The organism is Enterococcus sp. 2201sp1_2201st1_C11_2201SCRN_220225 (assembly GCF_040925905.1).
Lineage (GTDB): Bacteria > Bacillota > Bacilli > Lactobacillales > Enterococcaceae > Enterococcus_C > Enterococcus_C asini_A.
Genome location: NZ_JBCOJC010000013.1, coordinates 1 through 24889, shown reverse-complemented (window position 1 = coordinate 24889; position 24889 = coordinate 1). Strand labels below are relative to the sequence as shown.

The window sequence follows — 24889 nt, the reverse complement described above, 5'->3', positions numbered from 1 at the left end:
AACTTTGTTGCTTAGTCCTTTTTATTTACAAAAGGCATCATCTTACGCAGTTCATCCCCCACTGCTTCAATTTGATGTCCGGCTGCTTTTTCCCGCATGGCTTTAAATTCTGGGAAGCCAGCTTTGTTGTCTTTAATAAATCCTTCTGCAAATTTTCCGTTTTGGATATCGGTTAAGACATCTTTCATACCGGCTTTGGCCACATCGGTAATTACTCGTGGGCCAGAAACATAGTCCCCATATTCTGCCGTATTGGAAATGGAGTTACGCATTTTGCCAAAGCCGCCTTCATAAATCAAGTCAATGATCAATTTCAATTCATGGCAAACTTCAAAATAAGCTAGTTCTGGTTGGTAGCCAGCTTCAACCAAAGTTTCAAAACCAGCTTCAATCATAGAAGTCAAGCCACCACACAAGACAGCTTGTTCCCCAAACAAGTCTGTTTCTGTTTCTTCTTTAAAAGTCGTTTCCAAAACGCCTACTCGTGTCGCCCCAATCCCTTTTGCATAGGACAAAGCAATTTCACTTGCATTGCCAGTAGCATCTTGATGAACGGCAAATAAAGCAGGTACCGCAAAGCCTTCCGTAAAGGTACGACGAACCAAATGTCCCGGACCTTTTGGTGCAGCTAGGAAAACATCTACATCTTCAGGCGGTGTGATAACACCGTAATGAATGTTAAATCCATGACCAAAGGCCAAAGCATTGCCAGCTTCTAAGTTGTCAGCAATTTCATTTTGGTAAAGGTCCCCTTGAATTTCATCTGGAGCTAAAATCATGATTAAGTCGGCTTTTTTTGCTGCTTCTGCCACAGGGAAAACTTCAAAACCATCTTCTTTGGCTGCATCAGCAGATTTCCCAGGACGGATGCCGATAATCACTTCATGTCCTGTATCTCGTAAGTTTTGAGCATGGGCATGACCTTGGGAACCATACCCCACAATTGCAATTGTTTTCCCTGCTAAAGCATCTGTCGTTACTGAATCTTCATAATATACTTTTACCATGTATTTTCCCTCCAAATTGTTGTTATCTATCAATAGCCGAAAACTTCGGTCCATTAACCACGGGTAAAGCCGGTGACTCCCGTCCGACTTAACTGTTTGATGCCATAAGGTTTTAACATATCGATGCAAGCGTCGATTTTATCTTGAGTCCCGGCCACTTGAACAACGATATTTTTTAAGCCCACATCCACGATATCTGCTCGAAAAGGATCAATTACCGCTTTGATTTCTGAGCGAATCGCCACAGGAGCATTGACTTTCACTAATGCTAACTCTCGCTCCAAATGAGGTTCAGTGGTAATATCCCGAACTTTTAACACGGAGACTTGTTTATTCAATTGCTTAGTAACTTGTTCCACCTCAGGTAAGGTTTCAGCATTGATCATAATGGTCATACGGGATAAGCCCGGGGTTTCCGTTGGCCCGACTGAAATACTGTCAATATTTACTTGACGACGATTTAAGACGGCTGTAATCCGACTTAACACCCCCACATGATCTTTTACTACTAGGGAAATCATTCGTTTCATCTACTCCACCCCTATCATACGATCATTGGCTTGGCCAGGTGGTACCATGGGCAGCACGTGTTCAGTAGTAGAAGTCACCACTTCAATCAAGACGGGTCCTTTTATCTTAAACGCTACCGTCAGTTGTTCCTCTAATTGTTGCGGTTCTGTAATGCGTACCCCAGCAATCCCGTAAGCCTCTGCCATTTTAATGAAGTCTGGTTGACTGGAAAAGACAGATTTTGAGCGCCGTTCATTGAAGAAAGCTTCTTGCCACTGACGCACCATGCCTAAAGAGCTATTATTCAGCAAAACAAATTTTATATCTAAACCATTTTCATTTAAAATGGCCAATTCCTGATTGGTCATTTGGAACCCACCGTCGCCGACAAAGACCACCACTTCTTTATCAGGATGTCCAAATTTAGCCCCAATTGCGGCCGGAATACCGTAGCCCATGGTGCCAAGGCCTCCTGAAGTAATCAACTGTTTGGCAAATTGAAAAGGATAAAATTGAGCAGCCCACATTTGGTGTTGTCCGACATCAGTAACCACAATGGCTTCTCCTTTGGTCAGCTCTCCTACAATTTCCACCACTTTTTGTGGTTTGATTTCATCTTGATTATTACGATCATAAGTAAAGGGCTTATCAGCTTTCCGTTCTTGACAAAGAGCGAGCCATTGAGCGGTATCTGGCTGTTGAGTTTCTAGTTCCAAAAGTTTTTCCAGACACTCCTTCACATCAGCTACAATGGGAATATCCGTTTGAATAATTTTACCAATTTCAGCTGGATCAATATCCACGTGGGCAATAATCGCTTCTTTGGCAAAATCTGCTGGTGAAGTTGCCAAGCGATCGTCAAAACGAGCCCCTAAACTGATTAACAAATCACATTCCATCAGGGCTAGATTGGCGCTATATGAGCCATGCATGCCGCCCATTCCTAAAAACAATGGATGAGTAGTGGGCATTACCCCTAATCCTAGCAAAGTACTTACTACCGGAATTTGATAGCGTTCCGCAAAGGCGCGAGCTTCTTGTTCTGCTTTGGCACTGATTACACCCCCACCGATTAAAAGCACCGGCTTGCGACTATCACCTAAGACTTTTAACAGTCGCTGCACCTGTAAAATCGAAGGCGTAGTATTCGGTTGGTAGCTAGGAATATGCAGTTTAGGTGTCGGACACAGTGTTCCTTCACAAACCGTCATATCCTTTGGCAAGTCAATCACCACAGGCCCAGGCCGTCCTGTTACTGCAATATGAAAAGCTTCTTGGATAATTTTAGGTAATTCATTCACATCCCGCACTTGATAACTGGTTTTGGTAATAGGCACGGTTATGCCTAAAATATCTGCTTCTTGAAATGCATCCTTGCCGATTCCGTCAGTGGTTACTTGCCCCGTGAAGACGACTAATGGCACAGAATCCGAATTCGCATCGGCAATCCCCGTTACTGCATTGGTGGCTCCCGGTCCACTGGTCACCACCACTACTCCCGGTTTTCCTGTAGCCTTGGCATAGCCTTGAGCTGCATGAACTGCCCCTTGTTCATGGCGAGTTAAAATATTAGGAATGTCCGCATCGTACAACGCATCATAGAGAGGTAAAACCGCCCCTCCCGGATAGCCAAAAATCAGTTCTACATTTTGTTCCAACAGTCCTTTTAACAACAGGTGAGCACCCGTTTTCTGCTCCTTAATTGTTTCTCCCAAAATGGACATACGCTCCCTCCTTTTAAAACCAAAGACCTCAAACTGCTATTCTTCTGGCAACCGCATAATCCCCCCGGTATGAGCGGAAGTCACCAATGCGGAATAGCGTGCCAACCAACCTTTTTTCACTTTCGATGTAAATTTCGGCAAATGTTCTTTTCGCTGAGCCATCTCTGTTTCAGTTAAATTCACATTCAAACGACGATTGATTAAATCAATGGTGATCTCATCCCCATCTTGCACCAAAGCTAATGGCCCTCCCGCCGCAGCTTCCGGAGAAATGTGACCAATGGCGATTCCTCGAGTTGCTCCGGAAAAACGACCATCGGTAATGAGTGCTACGTCTTTTCCCAAACCGCGTCCTACAATACTAGAAGTTGGAGCCAGCATTTCCGGCATTCCCGGGCCTCCTTTTGGCCCTTCATAACGAATCACCACCACATGTCCTGCTTGCACACGATGGTCATCAATGGCCGCTACTGCTTCATCATGAGAATCAAAACAAATCGCTTTTCCTGTAAAATGCTTCACACTTGGATCAACGCCCCCGACTTTGATGACCCCACCTTTTGGCGCTAAATTACCGTAGAGAATGGACAGCCCTCCCACTGGACTATAGGGGGTTTCTTTAGGATGAATAACTTCAGGATTTTTAATTTTGGCTGTGGCTACATTTTCTCGAATGGTTTTACCTGTTACCGTCATTCGGTCTGGATGAATTGCTCCTTCAATGGAAACCAGTTCATTGATAATGGCCGAAACCCCGCCAGCTTCATGAACATCGTGCATAGAATAAGCAGAAGACGGTGCGATTTTTGATAAATACGGTACGCGCTTGGCAATCTCGTTGACTTCTTCTAGCTGGTACTCAATTTCTGCTTCATTGGCAATAGCCAAGGTGTGCAAGACAGTATTCGTGGAGCCCCCCATCGCCATATCCAATGCAAAAGCATCATCAATGGCTTCTTTGGTAACAATATCTCGCGGCTTAATATCTTTTTTCACAAGCTCCATTAAATGGTTGGCTGTTTGTTTTACCAATTCTCGCCGTTCCTCAGAAACTGCTAGCACCGTTCCGTTGCCCGGTAGAGCTAATCCTAAAATTTCCAAAAGACAATTCATGGAGTTGGCTGTAAACATACCGGCACAAGAACCACAAGTTGGACAAGCATTTTCTTCCATAAATTGAAAATCTACCTCAGACATCTGTCCTTCTTTATATGCTCCCACCGCTTCAAACATGGAAGATAAGGTAGTCTGATGCCCCCGTGGATCTACCCCTGCTTTCATCGGCCCTCCGGAGACAAAGGCCGCTGGAACATTGGTGCGTACCGCTGCCATAATCATCCCTGGAGTAATCTTGTCACAGTTTGGTAAGTATAAGACCCCATCAAACCAATGAGCGTTAATCACCGTTTCGGCTGCATCGGCGATTAATTCCCGACTTGGCAACGAATAGCGCATGCCAATGTGCCCCATGGCAATCCCGTCATCTACCCCAATGGTATTGAACTCGAAAGGAATCCCCCCAGCTTCCCGGATTGCTTCTTTGGCTACATCCGCTAATTCCCGTAAGTGCACATGTCCCGGGACAATATCAATGTAAGAATTACAAATCGCAATAAAGGGCTTATTCATGTCCTGAATATTTTTTACTTGTCCCGTGGCATACAGTAAGCTTCTTGCCGGCGCCGCATCAATTCCCTTTTTAATCTGATCACTTCGCATCTATCTAACTCCCCCTCCAGCATTTTTGCGTATAAAAAAGCATCCCATATTAGAGAATGGGATGCTTGACAGAATCCCATTCGTAACGCAAACAGGACTCAAACGATCAGGTTTCCCTACGTTTCAAGTCCTCTGGTAAATGACTAAAATGACGATTTCTTGCTGTTTTTGATTCATTTGCATTTCAATCGCCCCTTTCGTCAAGATTTCTAAAAGAATGTTTTTTTTACTATATCTTTAATTGTAAGCAAAGTCAACAAATTTTCTGAATTTTTTTTATTTTTACACAAATCGTTTTAAACCATTCCTGTTACTTAAAAGTATAGCATGAATTCTTTTTAAATGAAATTATAATGAGATAAATTAATTTATGGTGTGTTTAGACCACTTAATTCTCTAAGTAAGTACGCTGTTCCTGCTAATAAATGGTCAAAAAACTCTAATGCAAAAAAGACTCCTTTTCCAAAAGAAGTCCTCAGCTTTTTTATTTTTCGTTACTAAACATTCCCTTGTTTATAAAAAAGAACCTCTGATTTCTCAGAGGTTCGCAAAACTGTCTTATTTAACAGCATCCTTCAACGCTTTCCCTGGTTTGAATGCAGGAATTTTGCTTGCAGGAATTTGAATTTCTTCGCCAGTTTGTGGGTTACGTCCTTTACGTTCTGCACGAGAGCGTACTTCGAAGTTACCGAAACCGATCAATTGAACTTTTTCACCGTTAGCTAAAGCTTCTTGGATGGTTGAAAAGACTGCTTCAACAGCTGCTGTTGCGTCTTTCTTAGTCAAGTCAGTCGCTTTTGCAACTTGTTCGATCAATTCTGCTTTATTTGCCATGAATGATTCACCTCCTCAACACGTGGTTTGATGTAGAAACATCAAGTAAGGAAATTTGAGTGGTCCAAACTTCCTCGCCAAATATTGATTCCCATCAATATTCTGTTAATACGTTATCACAAGAATGCTGTAATATCAAGGATAACACCGATTCTCCGGCTTTTTTTTCGCGTATTTCCCACTTTTTTACAATTTTGTCCAAAATAGTCAAAAATCTACCTTAAGAAAGTCATTTTTGACTTCAAAAATCCGCAAAAAAGTTCACGAAAACCTTGTTCTGTCAAGCATAAAGTTCAAAAAAAGAGATGGAAATCTTCCATCTCTACAAGCCTATTTTCGTCGCCGAGGAATAATCCGAATCGGCGTCCCTTCAAAGGTGAAGGCATTGCGAATTTGATTTTCCAAAAAGCGTGCATAAGAAAAGTGCATCAATTCTTCTTCATTGACGAAGATTACAAATGTTGGTGGTTTTACCGCAACTTGTGTGGCATAGAAAATTTTCAACCGTTTGCCTTTGTCCGTTGGTGTAGGATTAATGGCGACTGCATCCATAATTACGTCATTTAACAAGGCAGAAGGCACCCGCATATTTTGATTCATGCTGACTTCTTCGATTAGTGCAGGTAACTTGTTTAATCGTTGTTTGGTCACTGCAGAAACAAATAAAATCGGTGCATAATCCAAATATTGGAACTCATCTCTGATTTCTTCCTCAAAGTCCCGTAACGTATTGGTTTCTTTTGCCACCAAGTCCCATTTATTCACCAAAATAATGATCCCTTTACCAGCTTCATGAGCATAGCCGGCGACTTTTTTATCTTGTTCCCGAATCCCTTCGTGGGCGTTTAGTACCATTAAAATGACATCAGAGCGTTCGATTGCCCGCATTGCCCGCATAACACTATATTTTTCGGTGTTTTCGTAGACTTTACCTCGTTTACGCATCCCCGCAGTGTCAATCATAGTAAACTCTTGACCATTTTCCGCTACAAAATGAGTATCAATGGCGTCTCTGGTAGTACCTTCCACATCAGAAACGATAACTCGTTCTTCTCCTAATAAAGCATTAATCAAAGAAGATTTGCCTACATTTGGTCGTCCAATTAATGAGAACTTGATGATGCTGTCGTCTTCTTCTTCAATTTCTGTAGTGAAATTTTTTACTGCTTCATCTAAGATATCACCGATTCCTAAACCGTGACTACCCGAAACCGGGAATGGATCTCCCAGACCTAGTGCATAAAACTCATAAATATCGGCTCGCATTTCGGGATTGTCTACTTTGTTCACGGCTAAAATCACTGGTTTATTGCTCTTGTACAAAATTCGCGCCACCAGTTCATCCGCGTCAGTGACCCCTTCTCTAGCACTGGTCACTAAAATAATTACATCTGCTTCATCAATTGCGATTTCTGCTTGATGCTTGATTTGATCCATAAAGGGTTCATCCCCAAGATCGATTCCCCCGGTATCAATGACGGAAAACTCCCGTCCTAACCATTCTCCTGTCGCATAAATCCGATCTCGGGTTACCCCCGGAGTATCTTCTACGATAGAGATGCGTTCTCCGGCGATCCGGTTAAAAATCGTGGACTTGCCCACATTGGGACGCCCGACGATTGCAATTGTTGGATTTGCCATTGCGCTCTCCTACCTTTCTTCGCTGCTTTCTTTATTTACCTAATACATTCCGACCTACGTTAGTTTACCCAATCTATCATCAAGTTGCAAGTTAAAAAACCCTTTGCAGTCTTCAAGCTGCAAAGGGTTCTCACTCAATTTCGCTTACGCTTCTTCATTATCGTCGTTGTCTTTTAAAGCAGCTCCCAAGATATCCCCCATGGAGAAACCAGTCGTTTCTTCAGGTAAGACATACTCTTCAACTTCTTCCACTTCTTCTTTCGCATCAGCTGGTTTTTCTTCCAATGCTTTAATGCTTAAGGCAATACGGTGTTCTTCAGGATTGACTTCCAAGACTTTTACTTGAACTTGATTTCCTTCTGCTAACACTTCATGAGGAGTCGCGATGTGTTTGTGAGAGATTTGGGAAATGTGTACCAACCCTTCAACTCCTGGGAAGACTTCCACAAAAGCACCAAAGCTTGTCAGACGTTTCACTACACCGTCTAAAACAGTGCCTTGTGCTGCTTTTTCTTCAATATGATCCCAAGGCCCAGGCAATGTATCTTTAATCGATAGAGAAATCCGTTCCCGATCAGGATCAACACTTAAAACAGCAACTTGTACTTGGTCGCCAACTTTTAAAGCATCACTTGGTTTGGCAATGTGGCTGTGAGAAATCTCAGATACATGGACTAAGCCATCGATGCCACCAAGGTCTACGAAAGCTCCGAAGTCAGTCAAACGAGCAACGGCACCTTCCACAACATCCCCTTCGTGAAGAGAAGCCAATAATTCTTGTTTTTTACCAGCTTTTTCTGATTCCACAATCGCTTTGTGAGATAAGATCAAGCGGTTTTCTGATGGTTCGATTTCCACAATTTTAAATGCCAAGGTTTGGCCTTTATAGCTAGAAAAATCAGCAACGAAATGATCTTCTACCATAGATGCCGGTACAAAACCACGAACACCTACGTCAACGACCAAACCACCTTTGACCACATCGGTAACAGGGGCTTCGATGATTTTTCCATCTTTAAAATCTTGTTCAATGTCAGCCCAGACTTTTTTCGCGTCTAGACGGCGTTTGGAAAGTAGGTAACTACCGTTTTCCTTGTCTTTGCCGATAGATGAGATGACAACTAGTTCTAAGACATCCCCCACCTTTACAATTTCGTTGATGTCTTCCACTGGCAAAGTAGAAAGTTCCTTGGCTGGAACAACCCCTTCAACACCGGCGCCTTCGATTCCTACAACGGCTTGTTTGTCTTCAACGGCTAATACTTCACCTTTGACCACATCACCGATTTTCACCTCACCGAAGTTCTCCAATGCGTCTGCCATTGATTGATTGCCTTCTACTTGATTGTTCATTTCTGTCATGACTCATGTCCTCCTAACCAACACATATTAAATAAATGCATAGCTACAACTTTAAGTGTAAAATAAACTGAAAGAAAAATAAAGCGATTTCGCTCAATTCTTTTGAATAATCACGTTTTCATCCAATTTTTTGCTAAAAACTCCTAAATTTCTTCTCAAAAAGACTCAAAAGATTAGGCAAGCGTCTCTTCCACAATCTTTTCAATCGCAGCCACCACATCCTCAATGGACATTCCAGTAGTATCGATTAATCGAGCATCTTTCGCTTGTTTTAATGGCGAAACTTCCCGATGAGAATCTAAATAATCCCGATGTTTGATTTCTTCTTTTAAAGTCGCCAAGTCAGTGGCTAATCCTTTGCTCAAGTTTTCTTTGTAGCGCCGTTCCGCCCGCTCATCTACACTGGCAACTAAAAAGATTTTCACTTCGGCATTAGGCAAGACTTTGGTGCCAATGTCTCGGCCGTCCATAACCACGCCACCTTCAGCGGCAATTTTTTGTTGTTGGGCTACTAAGCGTTCCCGAACTTTTTCGTGGGCAGCAACTTCTGAAACGTTATTCGTAACATCATGGTTTCGAATATCTGATGTGACTTCTTCACCATCACAAAAAACTGCTTGTCCCTTGGAAGTTTGACTAAAAGTAATGGGGTAGTTTTCAATTAAAGCTACCAACCCTGCTTCATCATCAAAAGCCACTTGGTGTTTTAAAGCAAGATACGTCACACTGCGATACATGGCCCCAGTATCTGTATAAATATAACCGAGATCTTTGGCGATGATTTTAGCCACTGTACTTTTTCCCGATGACGCTGGACCGTCAATGGCGATATTGATTTTTTTCACTGAACTAGCTCCTCTTTGTAACTGATTTCCCTACATAAAGAAAGAGGCCCGAATAAGCCCCTAAAAATTTGAAGCACTACTAAACAGTAGCACTTCAAAGCTGTTTCATCCTAATAACAAATCTTAACGAATGCGTAATTGCATACCTGGATACAACATATAGTTGTTGGGATCCAAACCATTTAAAGCAAAGATAGTATCAACGGAAACCCCAGTGCGTGCTGCTACTTGGTTAGGGCCTTCACCGGATTGAACCAACGTGTAGTCCCCATCTTTTGAAGCTTCTTGGGTAGTTTGGTCATTTTGTGTTTGAGTACCATCCGCTACAGTATTGCCATATGCGTCCGTATTGCCGTTTGTGGTAGTGCCATCGGCTTGTTGCATCGTATCGTCGGCAGCAGGTGTTTCTTCACTAGAGCTAGGTACGGTTTCACTGGAACTTGGCACCGTTTCGCTGGAAGAACTAGAAGAGGAACTTTCTGAAGAACTTTCCTTTGTAGATTCTACAGTAGAAGATTCTTTTGTAGAGCTAGCAATTGAAGAAGTTGTTTCGGTGGTGCTTTCAGATACGGCGGCACGGTCTGTATCCCGGGTCACTACTGCATAAAAGCCCATAATCAAACCAATACAAAGTACCAGTAGTACTACTAGACTAATCAAAAATACTTTGTTGCCATTTTTTTGGCCTCGACGTTGGCTCCGAGAACCTAAGTCGTCCCCTTCTGTGTCATAAATTGGTTGTTCCCATGGTTCTTGATTCTCATTGTTGTTGAAGTCGTCTCGTTTACTCACTGTAATACCTCCTGTTGTCATTCGTTGGCTATTATACCATAGGTGAATCTTGACTGTCTTGAAAAATCTAAGACTGCCTTTTTCTTAAAATAATTTTAGCAATATCTCTTGCCAAGCGGTAACAGCAGTTGTACTTTCGGTTTTCTCTTCCCCTTTAAAAAAAGCCAATTGCGCTCCATGAAAATCACAACAAACCTCAGGAGTCTCTGTGACATCCTCGCCAAAATAAGCTAAAAGAAACTGACGGCGGCAGCCTTTTGTCTTCACATAATCCAGCATACTATTTAAACGCTGGTCTTTACTGAGGGCATTGTCCGCCAGTTCTGTAAGTAGCTCTTGATTATTCGTCTCATCCATTAAAGTTAGCCATTTTTCTTGTAAATCAGTCTTTGCGGTGGCCTTTCCTTCTAGCAAAGCTTGCAATCCACTGCGTTCTTCCCAAAGCTTTTGTTGAAAGAACTGCTGGACTCTTTCGTCACCTGTTTGATAAAGTAAAATCCCTTGTGCCGCTTTCCCGTCTCTGCCGGCTCGACCGCTTTCTTGCAAATAGCTTTCCGGGCTATCCGGCAAGTCATAATGAATCACAAAACGCAAGTCTGGTTTGTTAATCCCCATTCCAAAGGCGTTTGTGGCAATCAACACTTGCAATTGCCCTTGTAAAAACTGCTGTTGTAACAACCGCCGCTGGTCTTGACTTAAGCCTCCATGATAATACCCACAAGGAATTTTACCTGAGAGAGCCTGATACAAATCTTCCACTGATTGTCTCGTGGCACAATAAATCAACCCACTGGCCTGGGTCTGTTGAAGGTAATGGTCAATCCAAACGGTTTTATCTTCCGGCTGCTCTACAAAATAAGCGATGTTAGGCCGATCAGATGAATGGCGAAAAATTTGGCACTGGTCGTTTAACAGTAAGTTTTCAATATCTTTTGCTACTTTTTTAGTGGCCGTAGCCGTTAACGCCAAAGTCACGGGATTGTTCAACTGCTTTTTGACTTCTGGTAATAGACGGTACTCTGGTCGAAACTCAATTCCCCATTGGGAGACACAATGAGCCTCATCTACTACTAAAAAGGCGAGTTTTACTTGAGTTAAAGCTTTTAAAACCACTGGTGTTCGCAGCATTTCGGGACTTAAAAAAAGAAATTTGTATTGTTTTAAACGTTGCAAAATTGCATAGCGATCCCTAGGTTCAACGTGAGACGTCAAGGAAATGCAGCGTTTTTCACCGGTTGCTTGTAAAGAAGAGACTTGATCTTCCATCAAAGCAATTAAAGGTGAGACTACCACTACAAGACCTTCTACCAAGTAGCCTGGCAATTGATAACACAAGCTCTTCCCCGTACCAGTGGGCAAAATTCCCAGGGTATCATGACCGGATAGGACACTTTCAATTACCGCTTCTTGTCCCGGATGAAACTCATCAAAACCAAAATATTGTTTTAACGCCAATTTTAAAAACATTTTCTTTCCTCCTTTGTCTTGATCTGATACAAAGCAAAGGACAAAAAATCCACTTCTAAGCTAGCCACTTCTTTAAAGCGCCAAGTCAAAGGATCCCCAGGTTTATTTGCTAAAAGTTTCTCTGAAGCAGGGGCAATAAAATCTGCAAAGATAAATTTATCATCTCGTAACGCCCACTCAATCAAGTGATCATTAATCGTACCAGGTTTTAACTGTCGCTTTTGACAGACTTCTTCAAAGGAAAAGCCCGCTTCAAAAAGTGCTTGAGTACTTAAGCTACTTTGATTGCGATCCCATAAGAAAAATGGTGCCAATAGTTGGTAACAAACTAGGTTGGTTTCTCTTTCTACTTCCTGAAAAAAAGCCTGATGCCAAGCTAGCGGCACTAAGTAATTCCAAGGCGCATCACTCGCCCAAGGTGGCAATAATTGATAGCTTGTCTTACCTACCACCTGCCAACCAGAAAAACTTTGAGCTAGTTTATTTGCTATCTCTTGATCCAGCTGACCTAAAAGCTGGGTCAACTCTTCTTTCAAAATTTCTCGTAAATGCTCTTGCTGTTGACGAATCAAAAGACGCACCGGTTCTGTAAACATCGGAGCGGTTTCTAAAGGGATAAAAGTCGGCTGTCTGTGATAATTAGAAGCCACTTGAATGACAAATTGCAACATGCGCCACGCTGCAGCCTCACTTTTCCCATAACGAAAATGATTGAGATGATTCAAAACTTGCTGTTTTTCTTTTGTAAGTTCTATCCCCTGTCCTCGCTGATAAAAACCTTCTTTTACATCAATTAAATGTCCTTCTTGCACTAATTTTTGTAATTGAATCTCAAAGTCTCGTTGCGATACTTTGGGAAACAAGCCCACAAAAGGCAATAAATCGTGCAAACAACCAAAGAGCAATACGGAAGTCGTTTTTTTCCCGATTAACAGTTGATACAATGTGGTAGCCTTCAGCTTGTCTCCTGGCGCAAACAAGGCTAAAATAAACTCATCCATCTTAATTCCTCCGAAAGTGAGTCTTATTATGACATCTTTAGCGAAAATCAAACCTGAATTATGTATTAGTTGCGGACTGTGTGCAGTTTATGCCCCCACAATTTTTGACTATGATGAAGAAGGAATCTTGCTTTTTAAACAGGAACCAGAAGCTCGCCAACAATTCATCAGTGAAACAGAATTGGCCGCCTTAAAAAAAGCGGCCGGCAAATGCCCTGTTCGAGCAATCCTCATTGAAAAGCTAGAGGATTAACCCTCTTTTTAGCAAATACGTAAATCTTTATCATAGCTTACGGCTGAACCTTAAATGATTCAGCCGTTTTTGGCTTTTACTCACAACAAATGCGATACACTGTTTCCCCATAGATTTCCATCACTTGATAAAAACTTGCCAAAGACCATTGTTCATTAGCTTGATGTACATAGTCTGGAGTATCGCCAAACATGGCCCCAAACGCCACGCAGTTATTCATAGCCCGGGCAAAGGTAGCCCCTCCATTGACAAAGGGCTCCGTCATATCTCCAGTCAGCTGGCGATAAGTAGACAATAAAGTTTGAATCAAATCACTTTCAATTGGAACATATAGTGGTGCTAAATAATCGTGTTCGTGATAAGTTAGACCGTATTTTGCGGCAGCATCTTTTAAAGCTGCCACCAATGTTTCTTTTTCCAAGGTCACCGGATAGCGGATATCTAACCCTAAACGGCTTCTCGTCGGTGTGATTTCCATTTTGGCCACATTTAAAGTCATGACACCAGAAACCTCATCTTGGAACAAGCCTACTAAACTTTCTCCGGTGGCATCTGTCTTAATCACTTTACCTGCCACGTCTAACACTGAATTGGTAAAGGAGTTGGTATTTACCAAAGCTTCAGCTAAGCGGGTAATGGCATTCATTCCTTCTGGTGCTAGTTTAGAGTGAACACTCTTTCCTTGTACCGTAATGCAGTCGTCAACTTTTTCAAAAGAATAACCAAGTTTCAGAAGTTCTGTAGCCACAGCCTCTACTTTATCTCCAGAATAAAGGGCGTGATCAGGCACCACATTTAATGATCCCCCCGCCTCAATTGACAATTCATTACTGCCAACACCTTCAAAGTAAACTTGCAATAATCCTTTTTCCGCAAAGATTAATGGAAATTTGGAATCCGGTGCAAAGCCTGCGGTAATCATCTCTTCTTTTTCATTGTAACGATTGATACAGCGCCAAAGATTCTCTTCATCCGTTCCAAAAATAAAGCGTACTCGTTGCTTAAAAGTCACTTTTGCATCCATTAAAGCTTTTACACCATATAAAGCCGCAACGGTTGGTCCTTTATCGTCTTGTGCGCCTCGGCCGATAATCACTTCATCGGTGATTATTGGAGTGAAAGGTTCTGATTCCCAACCACTTTGTCCCACAGCCGGTACCACATCCAAGTGGCACAAAATCCCAAAAAGTTCTTCTCCTTCACCGACTTCTGCATAACCGTAGTAACCCTCTGGATCTTGATAAGTGGTAAATCCCAAAGATTCGCACAACGCTAATGTGTGTTCTAACGCTTTTAAGCAGTTCTCACCAAAAGGCTGTCCCGCTTTAGCATCTGCTTCATCTAATACTGAGGGAATGGCAATTAAATCTGCCAATGCCATTACTGCTTTTTCTTGATGTTCCTTTGTAATAAAAGCCATGTTTGTTCCTCCAATTTAAAAATAGCCGGTTTTTCTCACTGCAATTATGGTAGCCGAGAAAAAGCCGTTTGTCTAGTTTTGATTTGGAAATTAACCCTAACGCCTTCTTGGAAATCTCTCTAGTCCAATCCTTGAGATAGCTTAGTCAATTTTTCTTGCCTGTTTTTTAACACGCCCCATTTCAAAAGAAAAAAGCAGCCTCGGTTCAACCGAAGCTGCTTTTTTGAATAATCCTTTATAATCCTTGTGCTTCACGGTGTTGCTTTTTTACCAACCATGGGTAAAGCTTCAAATAAATTGCTAAAAATACTCCGCTGACAATAATCCCTTTAATCAAGTTAAACGGAATGATTCCAATGGCAATGTATTGCGCCATAGACGTGCCTAAAAATTGGTCTGCAGTGACGCCGTAAAAGCTTAGATACAAGGGTGTAATCACAAAATAGTTAGCCACACTCATAAAAATCGTCAATGCAGCAATCCCGGTAACTACTCCTAGAACTTTATTTTTACGTTTGTTCATGCCTTTATTAAAGAAATAATACATTGGCAAAGTGAAAATAGTACTAGCTAAAAAGCTGGTTACATCCCCCACGATGTTGGTAGGCTCAAGGCCCGTAGTGAATAAATGCAATGCCGAACGGATAAAAGCGGTGGCAATCCCGGCTACTGGACCATATAAAAACATGCTCAGCATCACAGGCGTATCACTAAAATCCACTTTCAAAAAGCTAAAAGCTGGAATTACGGGAAACGCTACATACTGGAGCACTACCGCCATTGCCGCAAACATTGCGACTGCAATCATTTTTTGTACCTTGGTGTTCTTCATGTTGAAATCCTCTCCTTTTTGGCATTTTGCCTAATAGTGAAGGATTCATCTTCAAACGAACCTCTTTGCCAGCTTTACCAAAAACAAAAAACTCTGCTTCCCAGGGGAAAGCAGAGTAGAGTTATCTGGTGAAAGACACGCAAATAAGCCCTATCTTCTTTATCCAGACTATACTGTCGGTATCGGAATTACACCGATTCAACCACTGAAAAGTGGGTCGTGGACTATACCACCGGTCGGGAATCACACCCTGCCCCTGAAGACGAACCTTTATTTAGTTTACAAGCTTATTATACAGTTTTCGTAAACCTTTGCAAGCTTTTGGTTTCGTTATTTAGATTGTTGCAACAATTGACTTACTTCGTGTTTGGAAAGTTTCCGGGATTCTCCTGGCCGTAAATTGCCTAAAGTCAACTCACCATAGCCTTCTCGTTTCAGCTTCTGCACTGGCAATCCCACTGCTTTAAACATATTTTTCACTTGATGATTGCGCCCTTCGTGAATGGTTAAAGCAACCACACTAGTTTCGGCTTTGGCATCCACTGAAATGATTTCATAGCGGGCTGGAGTCAGTTTGTAGCCTTCAATTTTCATTCCCTTGGTTAAGGGATAGAGATTTTTTTGATTGGCTACTCCTTTGACCTTGGCCACATAGCGTTTGTCCACCTCGTGTTTTGGATGGGTTAAACGTTGGGCAAAAGCGCCATCATTCGTTAATAACAACAATCCTGAAGTATCATAATCTAAGCGCCCCACTGGATAAATCCGTTCTGAAATTTGTGGGAAATAATCCGTCACCACTTTACGACCCTTGTCATCACTGACTGCAGAAATCACGCCTCGAGGTTTATAAAAAAGATAATGTACTGGTTCTTCTTGGTAAATGGGCACATTGTCCACTTCCACTAGATCCTTCGCTGAAACCTTAACTCCTAGTTCAGTCGTCACATCCCCATTGACTTTTACTCGCCCAGCTAAAATATATTCTTCCGCTTTTCGCCGGGATGCAATGCCAGCATGGGCAATCACTTTTTGTAATCTTTCCATTATTGTTCCTCATCTCTTTCTTGACTTGATAAGTCAATTTCAGTGGCTTCAACCATTTCTGATACTTCCTCTTGGTAGCGGTCAAAAAACAAGTCCAGGGGTAATTCTTCTTCTAATTCACTTTCCATGGACTGAATATCAGGTAATTCCGCCAAGTCTTTTAAGCCAAAGTAATTCATAAAGTGACTTGTCGTCCCATATAAAATCGCGCGACCTGGCCCTTCCACTCGACCTTTTTCTTCAATTAACTGACGAGCGGCTAATTTTTGTACCGAGCCAGAGGACTGAACTCCCCGAATTTCATCCACTTCCATCCGGGTAATAGGCTGTTTGTATGCAATAATGGCCAACGTCTCCAAGGCTGCTTGAGACAGACGATTAGCCAATGGAGATTGGGCATATTTTTTTAATAGAGGGGCAAATTCTCGCTTAGTCGTCAAAACAAAGTGATTGCCTACTTCTAAAATATTTAAAGCCGTTTGTTCACTTACTTGATACCGGCCTTGTAGCTCTTGAATCAATTGATAAACCGCTTCTGTAGGTAGATTCAGCAAATAGCTTAACTCTTCTAAGCCAATTCCTTCATCCCCCACTACAAATAGCAAGGCCTCCAGTTCACTGCTCTTGTTCATATTCTCCCTCTTTCATACCATATAACAAAATTTCACCGTAATTATCTTCTTGCACCACGCGAATTTCTCTGTTTTTCATCAGCTCTAACATAGCCATAAAAGTAGTGACGATTTCAGTCTTACTATAACTTTCCATAAAAGATGTTAAACTACGACCTTCATGAGCGGACAAATGGGCAATTCCACGCTTGATTTCATCCATTCGATCTTCAATGGAATTTTCGTCACTACTAATGGTAGTTTCAATAATTTGCCGTTTCTTTTTCTTCTCCAACATTTTATGAAAAGCCAAAAACAAGTCTACAGTGGTAATTTGGTTTTTCGGTAAACTACGATCTTCTTCTTTGAAATCATCCACGTCCATCGGTTCTTTGGTGAAATACTGACTGCGTTCTTCGGCTTTTTCCGAAAGTAATTCTGCTGCGTATTTGTACTTACGGTATTCCAAGAGCTGATTCACCAGAGCATCTCGAGGGTCTTCTTCATAGATTTCTTCGTCTTCTGGCTCTAATTCTTGTTTTGGTAAAAGCATTTGTGACTTAATTGCCATTAACGTGGCCGCCATTACTAAGTATTCTCCGGCTAATTCTAGCTCCAAAGTTTTCATCGCATGAATATAGCCCATGTACTGGTCAGTAACTTGGGCTATGGGAATATCGTAAATATCGATTTCCAATGTTTTAATCAGATGCAACAACAGGTCTAGTGGTCCTTCAAAGACATCCAATTTTATCTTAATTTCGCTCAAAACTTGGCTCCTTTCCTAGGCCCGAGGGAAGTATTCTTTGTAGACATCGGTCATTCTTTTTTTAGTAATGTGGGTATAAATCTGAGTGGTGGAAATATCCGCATGACCCAGCAGTTCTTGTACTGTACGTAAGTCTGCGCCATTTTCCAAGAGATGGGTGGCAAAACTATGACGTAAAGTATGGGGCGTAACCGTTTTGTGAATCCCCGCTTCTCTCACAATTTCTTTTAGATTTTTCCAAATCCCCTGACGAGAAAGCCCCGTCCCGTGATGATTGACAAAAAGATGATCTTCTTCTGGATGATGTTGCGTCAAAGTTGGTCGCGCTTCATCTAAATAGCGCGTTACCCATTCAATAGCATAGTCCCCTAAAGGTACAATCCGTTCCTTATCTCCTTTACCTGTGGCTTGTAAAAGGCCAATGGTTAAATGCAAATCATTTAGTTTTAACCCGATCAACTCGCTTACCCGTAACCCGGTAGCATACATCACTTCTAAAATCGCCCGATTCCGTAAACCCAACGGCTCTTTCGTGTCCGGTGTTTCAATCAGCGCTTCCACTTCTACCAAACTTAACGTGTCCGGCAATTTTTGCTGTTTCTTTGGCGTTTCAATGTGCTGCATAGGATCGTGATCGGTATAGCGTTCTTGCCGTAAGTATTGATGAAAGCGACGCAAGCTAGAAATCATCCGGGTCACAGTCGCCGTGGATTTACCCGCTTGTTGCAATTCTTGTAAAAAACCTAAAACTAAAAAACGATCCACGTCTTGCCATGAAGTGATTTGCTTTTTGTTCAAGTATTCTAGATATTGCATCAAATCTCGACGATAACTTTGCCGTGTGTTTTGAGACAAGCCTCGTTCAATCAATAGATAATGTAAATAATCAATGATGACCTCTTCCATCTTATTCCCTCAACTTTCGCTTCCCTATCATAGCAAATTCCAAGAGATTGTGATAGTCAAAACCGATTTTTCCCCAGCAGAAGCTGTTTTCTTTTGCCAATTCATAAAAAAGACAAAACGAGTTCGTGAAGTCAAACATAGTCAAAACTTGATAATAAAAAAAGAGACCCTTTGACAGGTCTCAAATCGAACTAACTATTACTGGGCCTTTGTTTGCTTTGCTTGGCAACTTTGACAAATCCCATGAAAAGTCAGACGATGATCTTTTACAAGAAAATGATAGCGACTTTCTACTACTTCTTCCACTTCTCCTAAAAGGTCTTCTTCGATTTCTTCAATATTGCCACATTCCAGACAAAGCAAATGATGATGAAAGTGTTTGGCCCCTTCTTTGCGTAAGTCATAACGGGCTACACCGTCATTAAAACTAACTTTATCCACTACATGAAGATCCGTTAAAATCTCCAACGTACGATAGACAGTGGCCAAACCAATTTCAGGACTTTTCCGCTTGACAAAGAAAAAAACTTCTTCTGCAGAAAGATGGTCTTTCTCATTTTCTAACAACACCAACAATGTAGCTTCCCGTTGCGGTGTTAGTTTAAAACCGGCTTCATGAAGCTGTTTCTTGATTTTCATTAAGGCAGTACCTGTGTTCATAACCCGGTCTCCTCTTTTCTTACTTTATATTTATTATAATTAAAGATACACAAATATAAATTAAATCATACTTATTATAAAGTAATTTTTTCAATAAGACAAGCTATTCTCATTTAGAAACTAGTTTTGTCACACCGTCTTCTTGGACAATCCGTTTTTCTTTTAATAAATGACCAATGGCCCGCTTAAACTGGCCTTTACTAATCCCAAACATCTGTTTAATCGCCTCAGGATCTGATTTATCGGTATAGGGCATTTGTTTATTTGGGGTACGTTCCAAATAGACAACCAACATTTCCGCATCATCATTGATTACTTCATGAGCTCGTGGTTTTAAAGAAACATTCAAGACGCCATCTGGTCGCAAACCGATTACTCGTCCTTTGACGACTTCTCCTAAGCGGGGTTCCATATAACGCTCAGAAGGATGAACAAAGGCAATGCGGTAATCCTCGGTTAACAAGTAAGTCCCCGCAAGTTTCAACCGATAAACAGTACCGCTTAAATCCTTATTCATCAGATCTTGAGTACCTAAGCGGCTAAGCGAACGAAAAATCTTTTCATCTGCTAATGTTCCCCAAATCCGATCTTTTGAATCGACTCGTAAGGCCACCATTAAGCGATCTCCTTTTTTAGGCCATAATTCTCGCATGGTTGGTAGTTCATCTAAGGAGACGGCAATGTCTTTATCCGGTAAGCCAATATCCACAAAGGCACCTAAGTCCCGGCGCGTTTCAATTACTGTGGCAAAAGCGTAATGACCTTGACGACTTTTAGGAATCGCTGTAGTAAAGGCTAGTTCTTGTTTTTGATTCACATAGCCAAAGCCTTCCACAGCTTCCCCTAATTCTTTGGTTCCTTCTGTCTTAGCTAAACGAAAAGTAAAGCCATTTTTTTGTACAAAATAATGACTTTCATTTTCATCGGTGATTAAACCAGTAAATACAGTTGCTAATAATTGATTCATTTCTTTTCCTCCAAGGGCTAATGCCCACATTCTACATAACAAGACGCAACAAAGCAATGGTCACAACGCCTACAATCACAATCTTCATCAAGTCTTTCGTATAATAGCCTACCACTAAAGCAGGCAAACACGCTAGTAATTCAGGTACTTTAATTAACGGCCACTGCCCTTGGTGAAAGACCAACAAGCTTTGTACTAACAAAGCCGTCAAAATACACAATGGCAAATAATTTAAAAACTGATTGACCTTTTCTGGAAACACCAAACGACTGGCAAGGACAAAGGGTAAAACTCGAGGAATCCAAGTCACGATTGCACAACCAGCCACCAATAGAAAAAATTGCTGATTACTCATGACTTCCCTCCTTCAGTTAAAACGCCTACTAGACACCCGACTAAAGTTGCGGCAATCACCGCAACTTCGCCAGAAAAAAGATGCATACACAGAAGTAAGGTGACGACAACCGCCAATAAAATGCGAAAACTTTGTCTCGGACGTTTTTTTAATGGGAGTTGAACTTGAAAAAGCCATAGCCCCAAAAACATGGCAGTTAAAGCAAAATCCAATCCAAAACGTTCTGGGTTTGGGATGAATTGGCCTAATAAGCCTCCTAAAAGATTGGCTACTAACCAAACGCTATAAGCCGCTACATTTAGTCCGTGACACCAAGCAGTAGACACTTTTTCGCCAGCTTGTAAAGCAGTAGTCAACACCCCATAAGATTCATCCGTTAACAAGGTACCGATGCCTATGGTAGTTAACAACCCACGGCTACGAAAATAAGGAACTACCGATAAACTCATCAGTAAATGGCGAAAATTCACCAAAAAAACCGTTACAATAATGGAAGGAATCGGTGCCTGTAAAGCAATTAAACCACAAATAATAAATTGCCCGCTGCCTGCATAAACCAATAAGGACAACGCGGTAATTTGGACCAATGATAAGCCCACACCTTTTTCCACCACACCTGCTGCAAAACCAATGCCTAAATAACCCATCATAGTGGGAATACAAGCCTGTACTCCTTCACGAAAACTCCTATACCCTACAGTTGACTCCAAAAAGCAACCCCCTTTTTTCGTGTGATTGAAATCATCATATCGAAAAAAAGAGGGGGTCACAAGAAAATTTTTGAATTTTTCAGAAAATATCCTTATAAATACCGATTAACGAATGGTATGGTCGTTGCCATTACCACGGAAATAACCTGTTTTACAATTAATGGTCACCAAATACAAAGGTAAATCACTGTCTTTATAGTTTGCGGTTAGCGGTGCTTTATTCGTAGTAGCATACAAATTATAGTAGCCTTCGCCATTTTCAATACGGACAGGTTCAAGCTTATAGCCACCTGCTACAATATAGCCCCGCTGGATACAAGTAGCGAGTACTTTGTCCAAAACCCCGCTATTCCAAGTCCAAGCCGGATTTCCGGTATCCGCAATATCAGCGGCATCATTGGCTAAAATTGGTTGATTTGCAGAGTTTGTCTGCATATTTGGTGAAGCTTCTGCCGGTAAACTACTGTTGGCGCTTGTGCTATTTTGTTGGGCCGCTTTTTCTTGGGCAGCCTTTTCTGCTGCAGCTTTCTCGGCAGCCGCTTTTTCTTGAGCTGCTTTTTCAGCAGCTTTGTTTTCGTTAATTTTTGTTTCCACCAGCTTCAGTTTATCGCTCAGTTCTGTTTTTTCATCACTAGCTACTAAGGCTGTCACTAGCTTTTGCGCTGCTTGGTAGTCTACTTCTTTAGGGTTCGCAATTGCTTTGCCGTCTTTGATTAAAGCTGTTACCGCCGCCTGGGCATTATTCAACTGATCTAACTGTTCTTTGGCATTTTGCACACCTTGGGCCAATAATTGATCAAAAGAATCAGGACCACTCACTTTTAATGTAATCGCCTCTTGGGAAGCTAGCGATACATCTTTTGCTAATTGATCCCCAGAAATAACCGGTTTTACAAAAAGTGCATTGACTTGATTTTGCAAATCGAGTTTTTCTTCAATGTCAACAAGTTCTGCCTTGAGTTCTTTTGTTTCTTCATTAGCTCCTAAGTCCGTCACTTTGTCCATCGTTTTTTTGACTTCTTCAGTGGTAATGCCTGCTTTCAAATACTCTTTGTTTTCATCCAAGTATAAAGCATCAACTTCTTTTTGAAGGTCTTTAATTTCAGCATTTAATTCAGCCTGAGCTTGTTTTTGCGCTTGAACTTCTTGATGTTGGTGATAGGCATAAGCACTTCCCCCGCCTGTTAATAAAACAGCAGCAGCTAATGCAATCGGCCACTTCTTGCGACTTGTTTTAGGTTTTGATACAGCTGGTTCAGCTTCAAAGCTCTTTTCTTCTGAAGCAGTTGTTACAGGCTCAGGAACTGACTCTACTTCTTCAACTGGACTAGCCAATTCTGCTGGCATTTCTTCGGCGATTGTAGCGGGTTGCATCTCAGCTACTTTTTCAAGATCAGAGCTAGCTGATTCTCCTTCTTTAAGATTATTTTCAGCACTTTCACTGACAGGTAAATCTTTTGCTTCACTGGTTGGTTCTTCTTCCACAGAAATCAATGGGTCTTTGGAATCAGATACGAGAAGCTCTTCACTTACCAATTCTTCAGGTAGCTCTTCCTCAAAATCGGTCGACACTTCAGAAGTTGCTTGTCCTTGTGGTTCTACCACTGGCTCTGGTATATCGGAATCAATTGTATTATCTCGAGCTTCTTCATCGAGATGCTCTGTTTCCTCTAATTCCTCTAATTCCTCTAATTCCTCTGCTTCCAATTCTACCGTCTTCGCTTCACTTGATTCTGAATCCATGTTTTTCTCAGCAACTTGTTGAGCCGCCACCAATTCTTCTAGACTAGGCCCTTCTTCTTTGCCTTCTTTGTGACGTTTAATATATGCCGAGAGAATCGGATTGTCCGCTAACTCGTCTGCTGATTCAGAGGAATGAACGGATTTAGAGACAGCTTCTGCGGTGATTTCTTCCGTTTTAGTTGCTTCTATTTTACTAGCATCTTCATCGGCTACAACTTTTTTGAGGTCAGTCTTGTTTTCATCCGAATTGTTTTCCAAATGATTCATCAAAGCACCTAAAGAGACATTTTGAAATTCATTCCAAGCGATGGAATCATTATTTTTCCGATTTTTTTCATCAATATCTTGTAATTTATGGGCGATATTTTCCTCGATTTCTTGACCACAGCGAGGACAAACTAGTTTTCCATTTAATGGCTCAAAGCCACAATGAGGACACGTATTTATCAAATCGATTGCTCCTTCATTAATTCTACCGAGGTTTTCCTCAAGTATTAGCCAAACGCTCTTACCATTATAACAGAACTGTCGTTAGCTAATTGAACATACCTAACAGTAAATCTATCACAATCTCAGGAGTTCGCCAATATTAGGAAGGTTACGATTTCCTTAAATTAAAGAAACAGGCAAAAAATCATTGCCCCATAAGAAAGGCAGAACAAACTCGTTACCCTTTCGAGAATTAAGGCAAAACTGACACATGATTCTCTTTATCAGAAGTCGACTTTGACTTAATCGAATAAGGCTAGTTTATAAAGTCCAACATCGTAATATCAAGTCTACAAAAAACGCTGACCAAGTTGGCCAGCGCTTATCTGTTATTCTAAGAAATCTTTCAATTGTTTTGAACGAGATGGATGGCGTAATTTCCGCAAGGCTTTCGCTTCGATTTGTCGAATCCGTTCTCTGGTAACCCCAAAGACTTTCCCTACTTCTTCTAACGTACGCGTCCGACCGTCGTCTAAACCAAAACGCAAGCGCAAGACGTTTTCTTCACGATCCGTTAAAGTGTCCAAAACATCTTCCAATTGTTCTTTCAACAATTCATATGCCGCGTGATCAGCGGGGCTGGTGGCTTCTTGGTCTTCAATGAAGTCTCCTAAATGAGAATCGTCTTCTTCCCCAATTGGTGTTTCCAATGAAACTGGTTCTTGAGCGATTTTCAAGATTTCCCGAACTTTTTCTGTTGGTAAATCCATTTCCGCACCGATTTCTTCTGGCGTTGGTTCCCGTCCTAAATCTTGTAATAATTGTCGTTGAATTCGAATTAATTTGTTAATGGTTTCCACCATATGCACAGGAATTCGAATGGTTCGAGCTTGGTCGGCAATCGCCCGAGTGATTGCTTGCCGAATCCACCAAGTAGCATAAGTGGAGAATTTGAATCCTTTGCGGTAATCAAATTTTTCCACGGCTTTCATTAGCCCCATATTTCCTTCTTGGATTAAATCCAAGAATTGCATGCCTCGTCCCACATAACGTTTGGCAATACTAACAACCAGACGTAAGTTGGCTTCCGCTAGACGTTGTTTTGCTTCTTGGTCGCCTTCTTCAATCTTCAATGCCAAAGCGACTTCTTCTTCAGCGGTCAATAGTGGTACCCGACCGATTTCTTTTAGATACATCCGCACAGGATCATTGATTTTCACACCGGTTGGGGCAGAAAGATCTTCTTGCTTGGCTTGTTCGGCTTTTTTCTCATTGCTCTTTAAAC

The 24889-nt window shown here is 41.6% G+C and carries 24 protein-coding genes and 1 riboswitch; of the genes, 1 reads left to right on the top strand and 23 read right to left on the bottom strand.

Annotated features, from left to right (window positions below):
* Positions 1 to 11 precede the first annotated feature (11 nt).
* The 11 genes from ilvC to AB5754_RS05200 form a co-directional block, all read right to left on the bottom strand.
* A complete protein-coding gene (gene ilvC / locus AB5754_RS05250; RefSeq protein WP_368251509.1) occupies positions 12 to 1007 on the bottom strand; it encodes a ketol-acid reductoisomerase in 996 nt (331 codons plus the stop codon).
* 53 nt (positions 1008 to 1060) lie between these two features.
* Positions 1061 to 1537 (bottom strand): acetolactate synthase small subunit, encoded by a 477-nt coding sequence (gene ilvN / locus AB5754_RS05245; protein ID WP_311833442.1) that lies wholly within the window; start codon positions 1535 to 1537, stop codon positions 1061 to 1063.
* Positions 1538 to 3241 (bottom strand): biosynthetic-type acetolactate synthase large subunit, encoded by a 1704-nt coding sequence (gene ilvB, locus AB5754_RS05240; RefSeq protein ID WP_368251510.1) that lies wholly within the window; start codon positions 3239 to 3241, stop codon positions 1538 to 1540.
* Between the two features lie 36 nt (positions 3242 to 3277).
* Entirely contained in the window at positions 3278 to 4960 is a 1683-nt protein-coding gene (ilvD, locus tag AB5754_RS05235; RefSeq protein ID WP_311833440.1) for a dihydroxy-acid dehydratase, read from the bottom strand.
* A gap of 558 nt (positions 4961 to 5518) precedes the next feature.
* On the bottom strand, positions 5519 to 5794 hold the full coding sequence (locus AB5754_RS05230) for an HU family DNA-binding protein (RefSeq protein ID WP_311833439.1): 276 nt from the start codon (positions 5792 to 5794) through the stop codon (positions 5519 to 5521).
* 330 nt (positions 5795 to 6124) lie between these two features.
* Positions 6125 to 7435, bottom strand: coding sequence for a ribosome biogenesis GTPase Der (gene der, locus AB5754_RS05225; RefSeq protein ID WP_311833438.1), 1311 nt, complete (start codon positions 7433 to 7435; stop codon positions 6125 to 6127).
* A 144-nt stretch (positions 7436 to 7579) separates the two neighbouring features.
* Positions 7580 to 8797: a 30S ribosomal protein S1 gene (gene rpsA, locus AB5754_RS05220; RefSeq protein ID WP_368251511.1), complete on the bottom strand. Its 1218-nt coding sequence runs from the start codon at positions 8795 to 8797 to the stop codon at positions 7580 to 7582.
* 173 nt (positions 8798 to 8970) lie between these two features.
* The gene (gene cmk / locus AB5754_RS05215; protein ID WP_311833436.1) at positions 8971 to 9642 is read right to left on the bottom strand and encodes a (d)CMP kinase; all 672 of its coding nucleotides are present in this window, start codon (positions 9640 to 9642) and stop codon (positions 8971 to 8973) included.
* A 123-nt stretch (positions 9643 to 9765) separates the two neighbouring features.
* Positions 9766 to 10434, bottom strand: a complete 669-nt coding sequence (locus AB5754_RS05210; protein WP_368251512.1) for an SAG1386/EF1546 family surface-associated protein — start codon at positions 10432 to 10434, stop codon at positions 9766 to 9768.
* An 84-nt stretch (positions 10435 to 10518) separates the two neighbouring features.
* Complete coding sequence (locus AB5754_RS05205; RefSeq protein ID WP_368251513.1) at positions 10519 to 11901, bottom strand: ATP-dependent DNA helicase RecQ; 1383 nt, start codon at positions 11899 to 11901, stop codon at positions 10519 to 10521.
* Positions 11892 to 12902 (bottom strand): helix-turn-helix domain-containing protein, encoded by a 1011-nt coding sequence (locus tag AB5754_RS05200; protein WP_368251514.1) that lies wholly within the window; start codon positions 12900 to 12902, stop codon positions 11892 to 11894. Before AB5754_RS05200 ends, AB5754_RS05205 begins: the two co-directional genes overlap by 10 nt.
* 28 nt (positions 12903 to 12930) lie before the next feature.
* Here AB5754_RS05200 and AB5754_RS05195 point away from each other — a divergent pair, with 28 nt between their 5' ends.
* Positions 12931 to 13155 carry a ferredoxin gene (locus AB5754_RS05195; protein ID WP_311833432.1) on the top strand — a complete coding sequence of 75 codons (225 nt, stop codon included), beginning with the start codon at positions 12931 to 12933 and terminating at the stop codon, positions 13153 to 13155.
* Between the two features lie 76 nt (positions 13156 to 13231).
* On the opposite strand, the gene AB5754_RS05190 is transcribed toward AB5754_RS05195, so the two are convergent.
* The 12 genes from AB5754_RS05190 to rpoD form a co-directional block, all read right to left on the bottom strand.
* Positions 13232 to 14575 (bottom strand): M20 family metallopeptidase, encoded by a 1344-nt coding sequence (locus AB5754_RS05190; RefSeq protein ID WP_368251515.1) that lies wholly within the window; start codon positions 14573 to 14575, stop codon positions 13232 to 13234.
* Positions 14576 to 14810: 235 nt separating this feature from the next.
* The gene (locus AB5754_RS05185) at positions 14811 to 15407 is read right to left on the bottom strand and encodes an ECF transporter S component (protein ID WP_311833430.1); all 597 of its coding nucleotides are present in this window, start codon (positions 15405 to 15407) and stop codon (positions 14811 to 14813) included.
* Positions 15408 to 15555: 148 nt separating this feature from the next.
* A riboswitch (FMN riboswitch) is annotated at positions 15556 to 15675 on the bottom strand.
* Between the two features lie 62 nt (positions 15676 to 15737).
* On the bottom strand, positions 15738 to 16454 hold the full coding sequence (locus tag AB5754_RS05180; RefSeq protein WP_368251516.1) for a pseudouridine synthase: 717 nt from the start codon (positions 16452 to 16454) through the stop codon (positions 15738 to 15740).
* Complete coding sequence (gene scpB / locus AB5754_RS05175; RefSeq protein ID WP_368251517.1) at positions 16454 to 17086, bottom strand: SMC-Scp complex subunit ScpB; 633 nt, start codon at positions 17084 to 17086, stop codon at positions 16454 to 16456. The genes AB5754_RS05180 and scpB overlap by 1 nt, the downstream gene beginning before the upstream one ends.
* Positions 17070 to 17834, bottom strand: a complete 765-nt coding sequence (locus AB5754_RS05170) for a segregation/condensation protein A (protein WP_368251518.1) — start codon at positions 17832 to 17834, stop codon at positions 17070 to 17072. Before AB5754_RS05170 ends, scpB begins: the two co-directional genes overlap by 17 nt.
* 15 nt (positions 17835 to 17849) lie before the next feature.
* Positions 17850 to 18740, bottom strand: coding sequence for a site-specific tyrosine recombinase XerD (xerD, locus tag AB5754_RS05165; protein ID WP_368251519.1), 891 nt, complete (start codon positions 18738 to 18740; stop codon positions 17850 to 17852).
* Positions 18741 to 18938: 198 nt separating this feature from the next.
* Complete coding sequence (locus tag AB5754_RS05160) at positions 18939 to 19400, bottom strand: Fur family transcriptional regulator (RefSeq protein ID WP_311833425.1); 462 nt, start codon at positions 19398 to 19400, stop codon at positions 18939 to 18941.
* Between the two features lie 109 nt (positions 19401 to 19509).
* Positions 19510 to 20367 (bottom strand): S1 RNA-binding domain-containing protein, encoded by an 858-nt coding sequence (locus AB5754_RS05155; protein ID WP_368259497.1) that lies wholly within the window; start codon positions 20365 to 20367, stop codon positions 19510 to 19512.
* Between the two features lie 31 nt (positions 20368 to 20398).
* Positions 20399 to 20722: an AzlD domain-containing protein gene (locus tag AB5754_RS05150; RefSeq protein WP_368252316.1), complete on the bottom strand. Its 324-nt coding sequence runs from the start codon at positions 20720 to 20722 to the stop codon at positions 20399 to 20401.
* A complete protein-coding gene (locus AB5754_RS05145) occupies positions 20719 to 21372 on the bottom strand; it encodes an AzlC family ABC transporter permease (protein ID WP_368252322.1) in 654 nt (217 codons plus the stop codon). Before AB5754_RS05145 ends, AB5754_RS05150 begins: the two co-directional genes overlap by 4 nt.
* A 165-nt stretch (positions 21373 to 21537) precedes the next feature.
* Positions 21538 to 23625 (bottom strand): cell division site-positioning protein MapZ family protein, encoded by a 2088-nt coding sequence (locus tag AB5754_RS05140; protein WP_368252317.1) that lies wholly within the window; start codon positions 23623 to 23625, stop codon positions 21538 to 21540.
* 368 nt (positions 23626 to 23993) lie between these two features.
* Positions 23994 to 24889: RNA polymerase sigma factor RpoD (rpoD, locus tag AB5754_RS05135; RefSeq protein ID WP_368259496.1), on the bottom strand; the 896-nt coding region annotated here is incomplete at its 5' end.

Bases quoted from the DNA above. Each gene is read 5' to 3' on its own strand.
- ilvC (WP_368251509.1), bottom strand. From the start codon at position 1,007: ATGGTAAAAGTATATTATGAAGATTCAGTAACGACAGATGCTTTAGCA.
- ilvN (WP_311833442.1), bottom strand. From the start codon at position 1,537: ATGAAACGAATGATTTCCCTAGTAGTAAAAGATCATGTGGGGGTGTTA.
- ilvB (WP_368251510.1), bottom strand. From the start codon at position 3,241: ATGTCCATTTTGGGAGAAACAATTAAGGAGCAGAAAACGGGTGCTCAC.
- ilvD (WP_311833440.1), bottom strand. From the start codon at position 4,960: ATGCGAAGTGATCAGATTAAAAAGGGAATTGATGCGGCGCCGGCAAGA.
- AB5754_RS05230 (WP_311833439.1), bottom strand. From the start codon at position 5,794: ATGGCAAATAAAGCAGAATTGATCGAACAAGTTGCAAAAGCGACTGAC.
- der (WP_311833438.1), bottom strand. From the start codon at position 7,435: ATGGCAAATCCAACAATTGCAATCGTCGGGCGTCCCAATGTGGGCAAG.
- rpsA (WP_368251511.1), bottom strand. From the start codon at position 8,797: ATGACAGAAATGAACAATCAAGTAGAAGGCAATCAATCAATGGCAGAC.
- AB5754_RS05205 (WP_368251513.1), bottom strand. From the start codon at position 11,901: ATGTTTTTAAAATTGGCGTTAAAACAATATTTTGGTTTTGATGAGTTT.
- AB5754_RS05200 (WP_368251514.1), bottom strand. From the start codon at position 12,902: ATGGATGAGTTTATTTTAGCCTTGTTTGCGCCAGGAGACAAGCTGAAG.
- AB5754_RS05195 (WP_311833432.1), top strand. From the start codon at position 12,931: ATGACATCTTTAGCGAAAATCAAACCTGAATTATGTATTAGTTGCGGA.
- AB5754_RS05190 (WP_368251515.1), bottom strand. From the start codon at position 14,575: ATGGCTTTTATTACAAAGGAACATCAAGAAAAAGCAGTAATGGCATTG.
- AB5754_RS05185 (WP_311833430.1), bottom strand. From the start codon at position 15,407: ATGAAGAACACCAAGGTACAAAAAATGATTGCAGTCGCAATGTTTGCG.
- AB5754_RS05180 (WP_368251516.1), bottom strand. From the start codon at position 16,454: ATGGAAAGATTACAAAAAGTGATTGCCCATGCTGGCATTGCATCCCGG.
- scpB (WP_368251517.1), bottom strand. From the start codon at position 17,086: ATGAACAAGAGCAGTGAACTGGAGGCCTTGCTATTTGTAGTGGGGGAT.
- xerD (WP_368251519.1), bottom strand. From the start codon at position 18,740: ATGGAAGAGGTCATCATTGATTATTTACATTATCTATTGATTGAACGA.
- AB5754_RS05160 (WP_311833425.1), bottom strand. From the start codon at position 19,400: ATGAACACAGGTACTGCCTTAATGAAAATCAAGAAACAGCTTCATGAA.
- AB5754_RS05155 (WP_368259497.1), bottom strand. From the start codon at position 20,367: ATGAATCAATTATTAGCAACTGTATTTACTGGTTTAATCACCGATGAA.
- AB5754_RS05150 (WP_368252316.1), bottom strand. From the start codon at position 20,722: ATGAGTAATCAGCAATTTTTTCTATTGGTGGCTGGTTGTGCAATCGTG.
- AB5754_RS05145 (WP_368252322.1), bottom strand. From the start codon at position 21,372: ATGATGGGTTATTTAGGCATTGGTTTTGCAGCAGGTGTGGTGGAAAAA.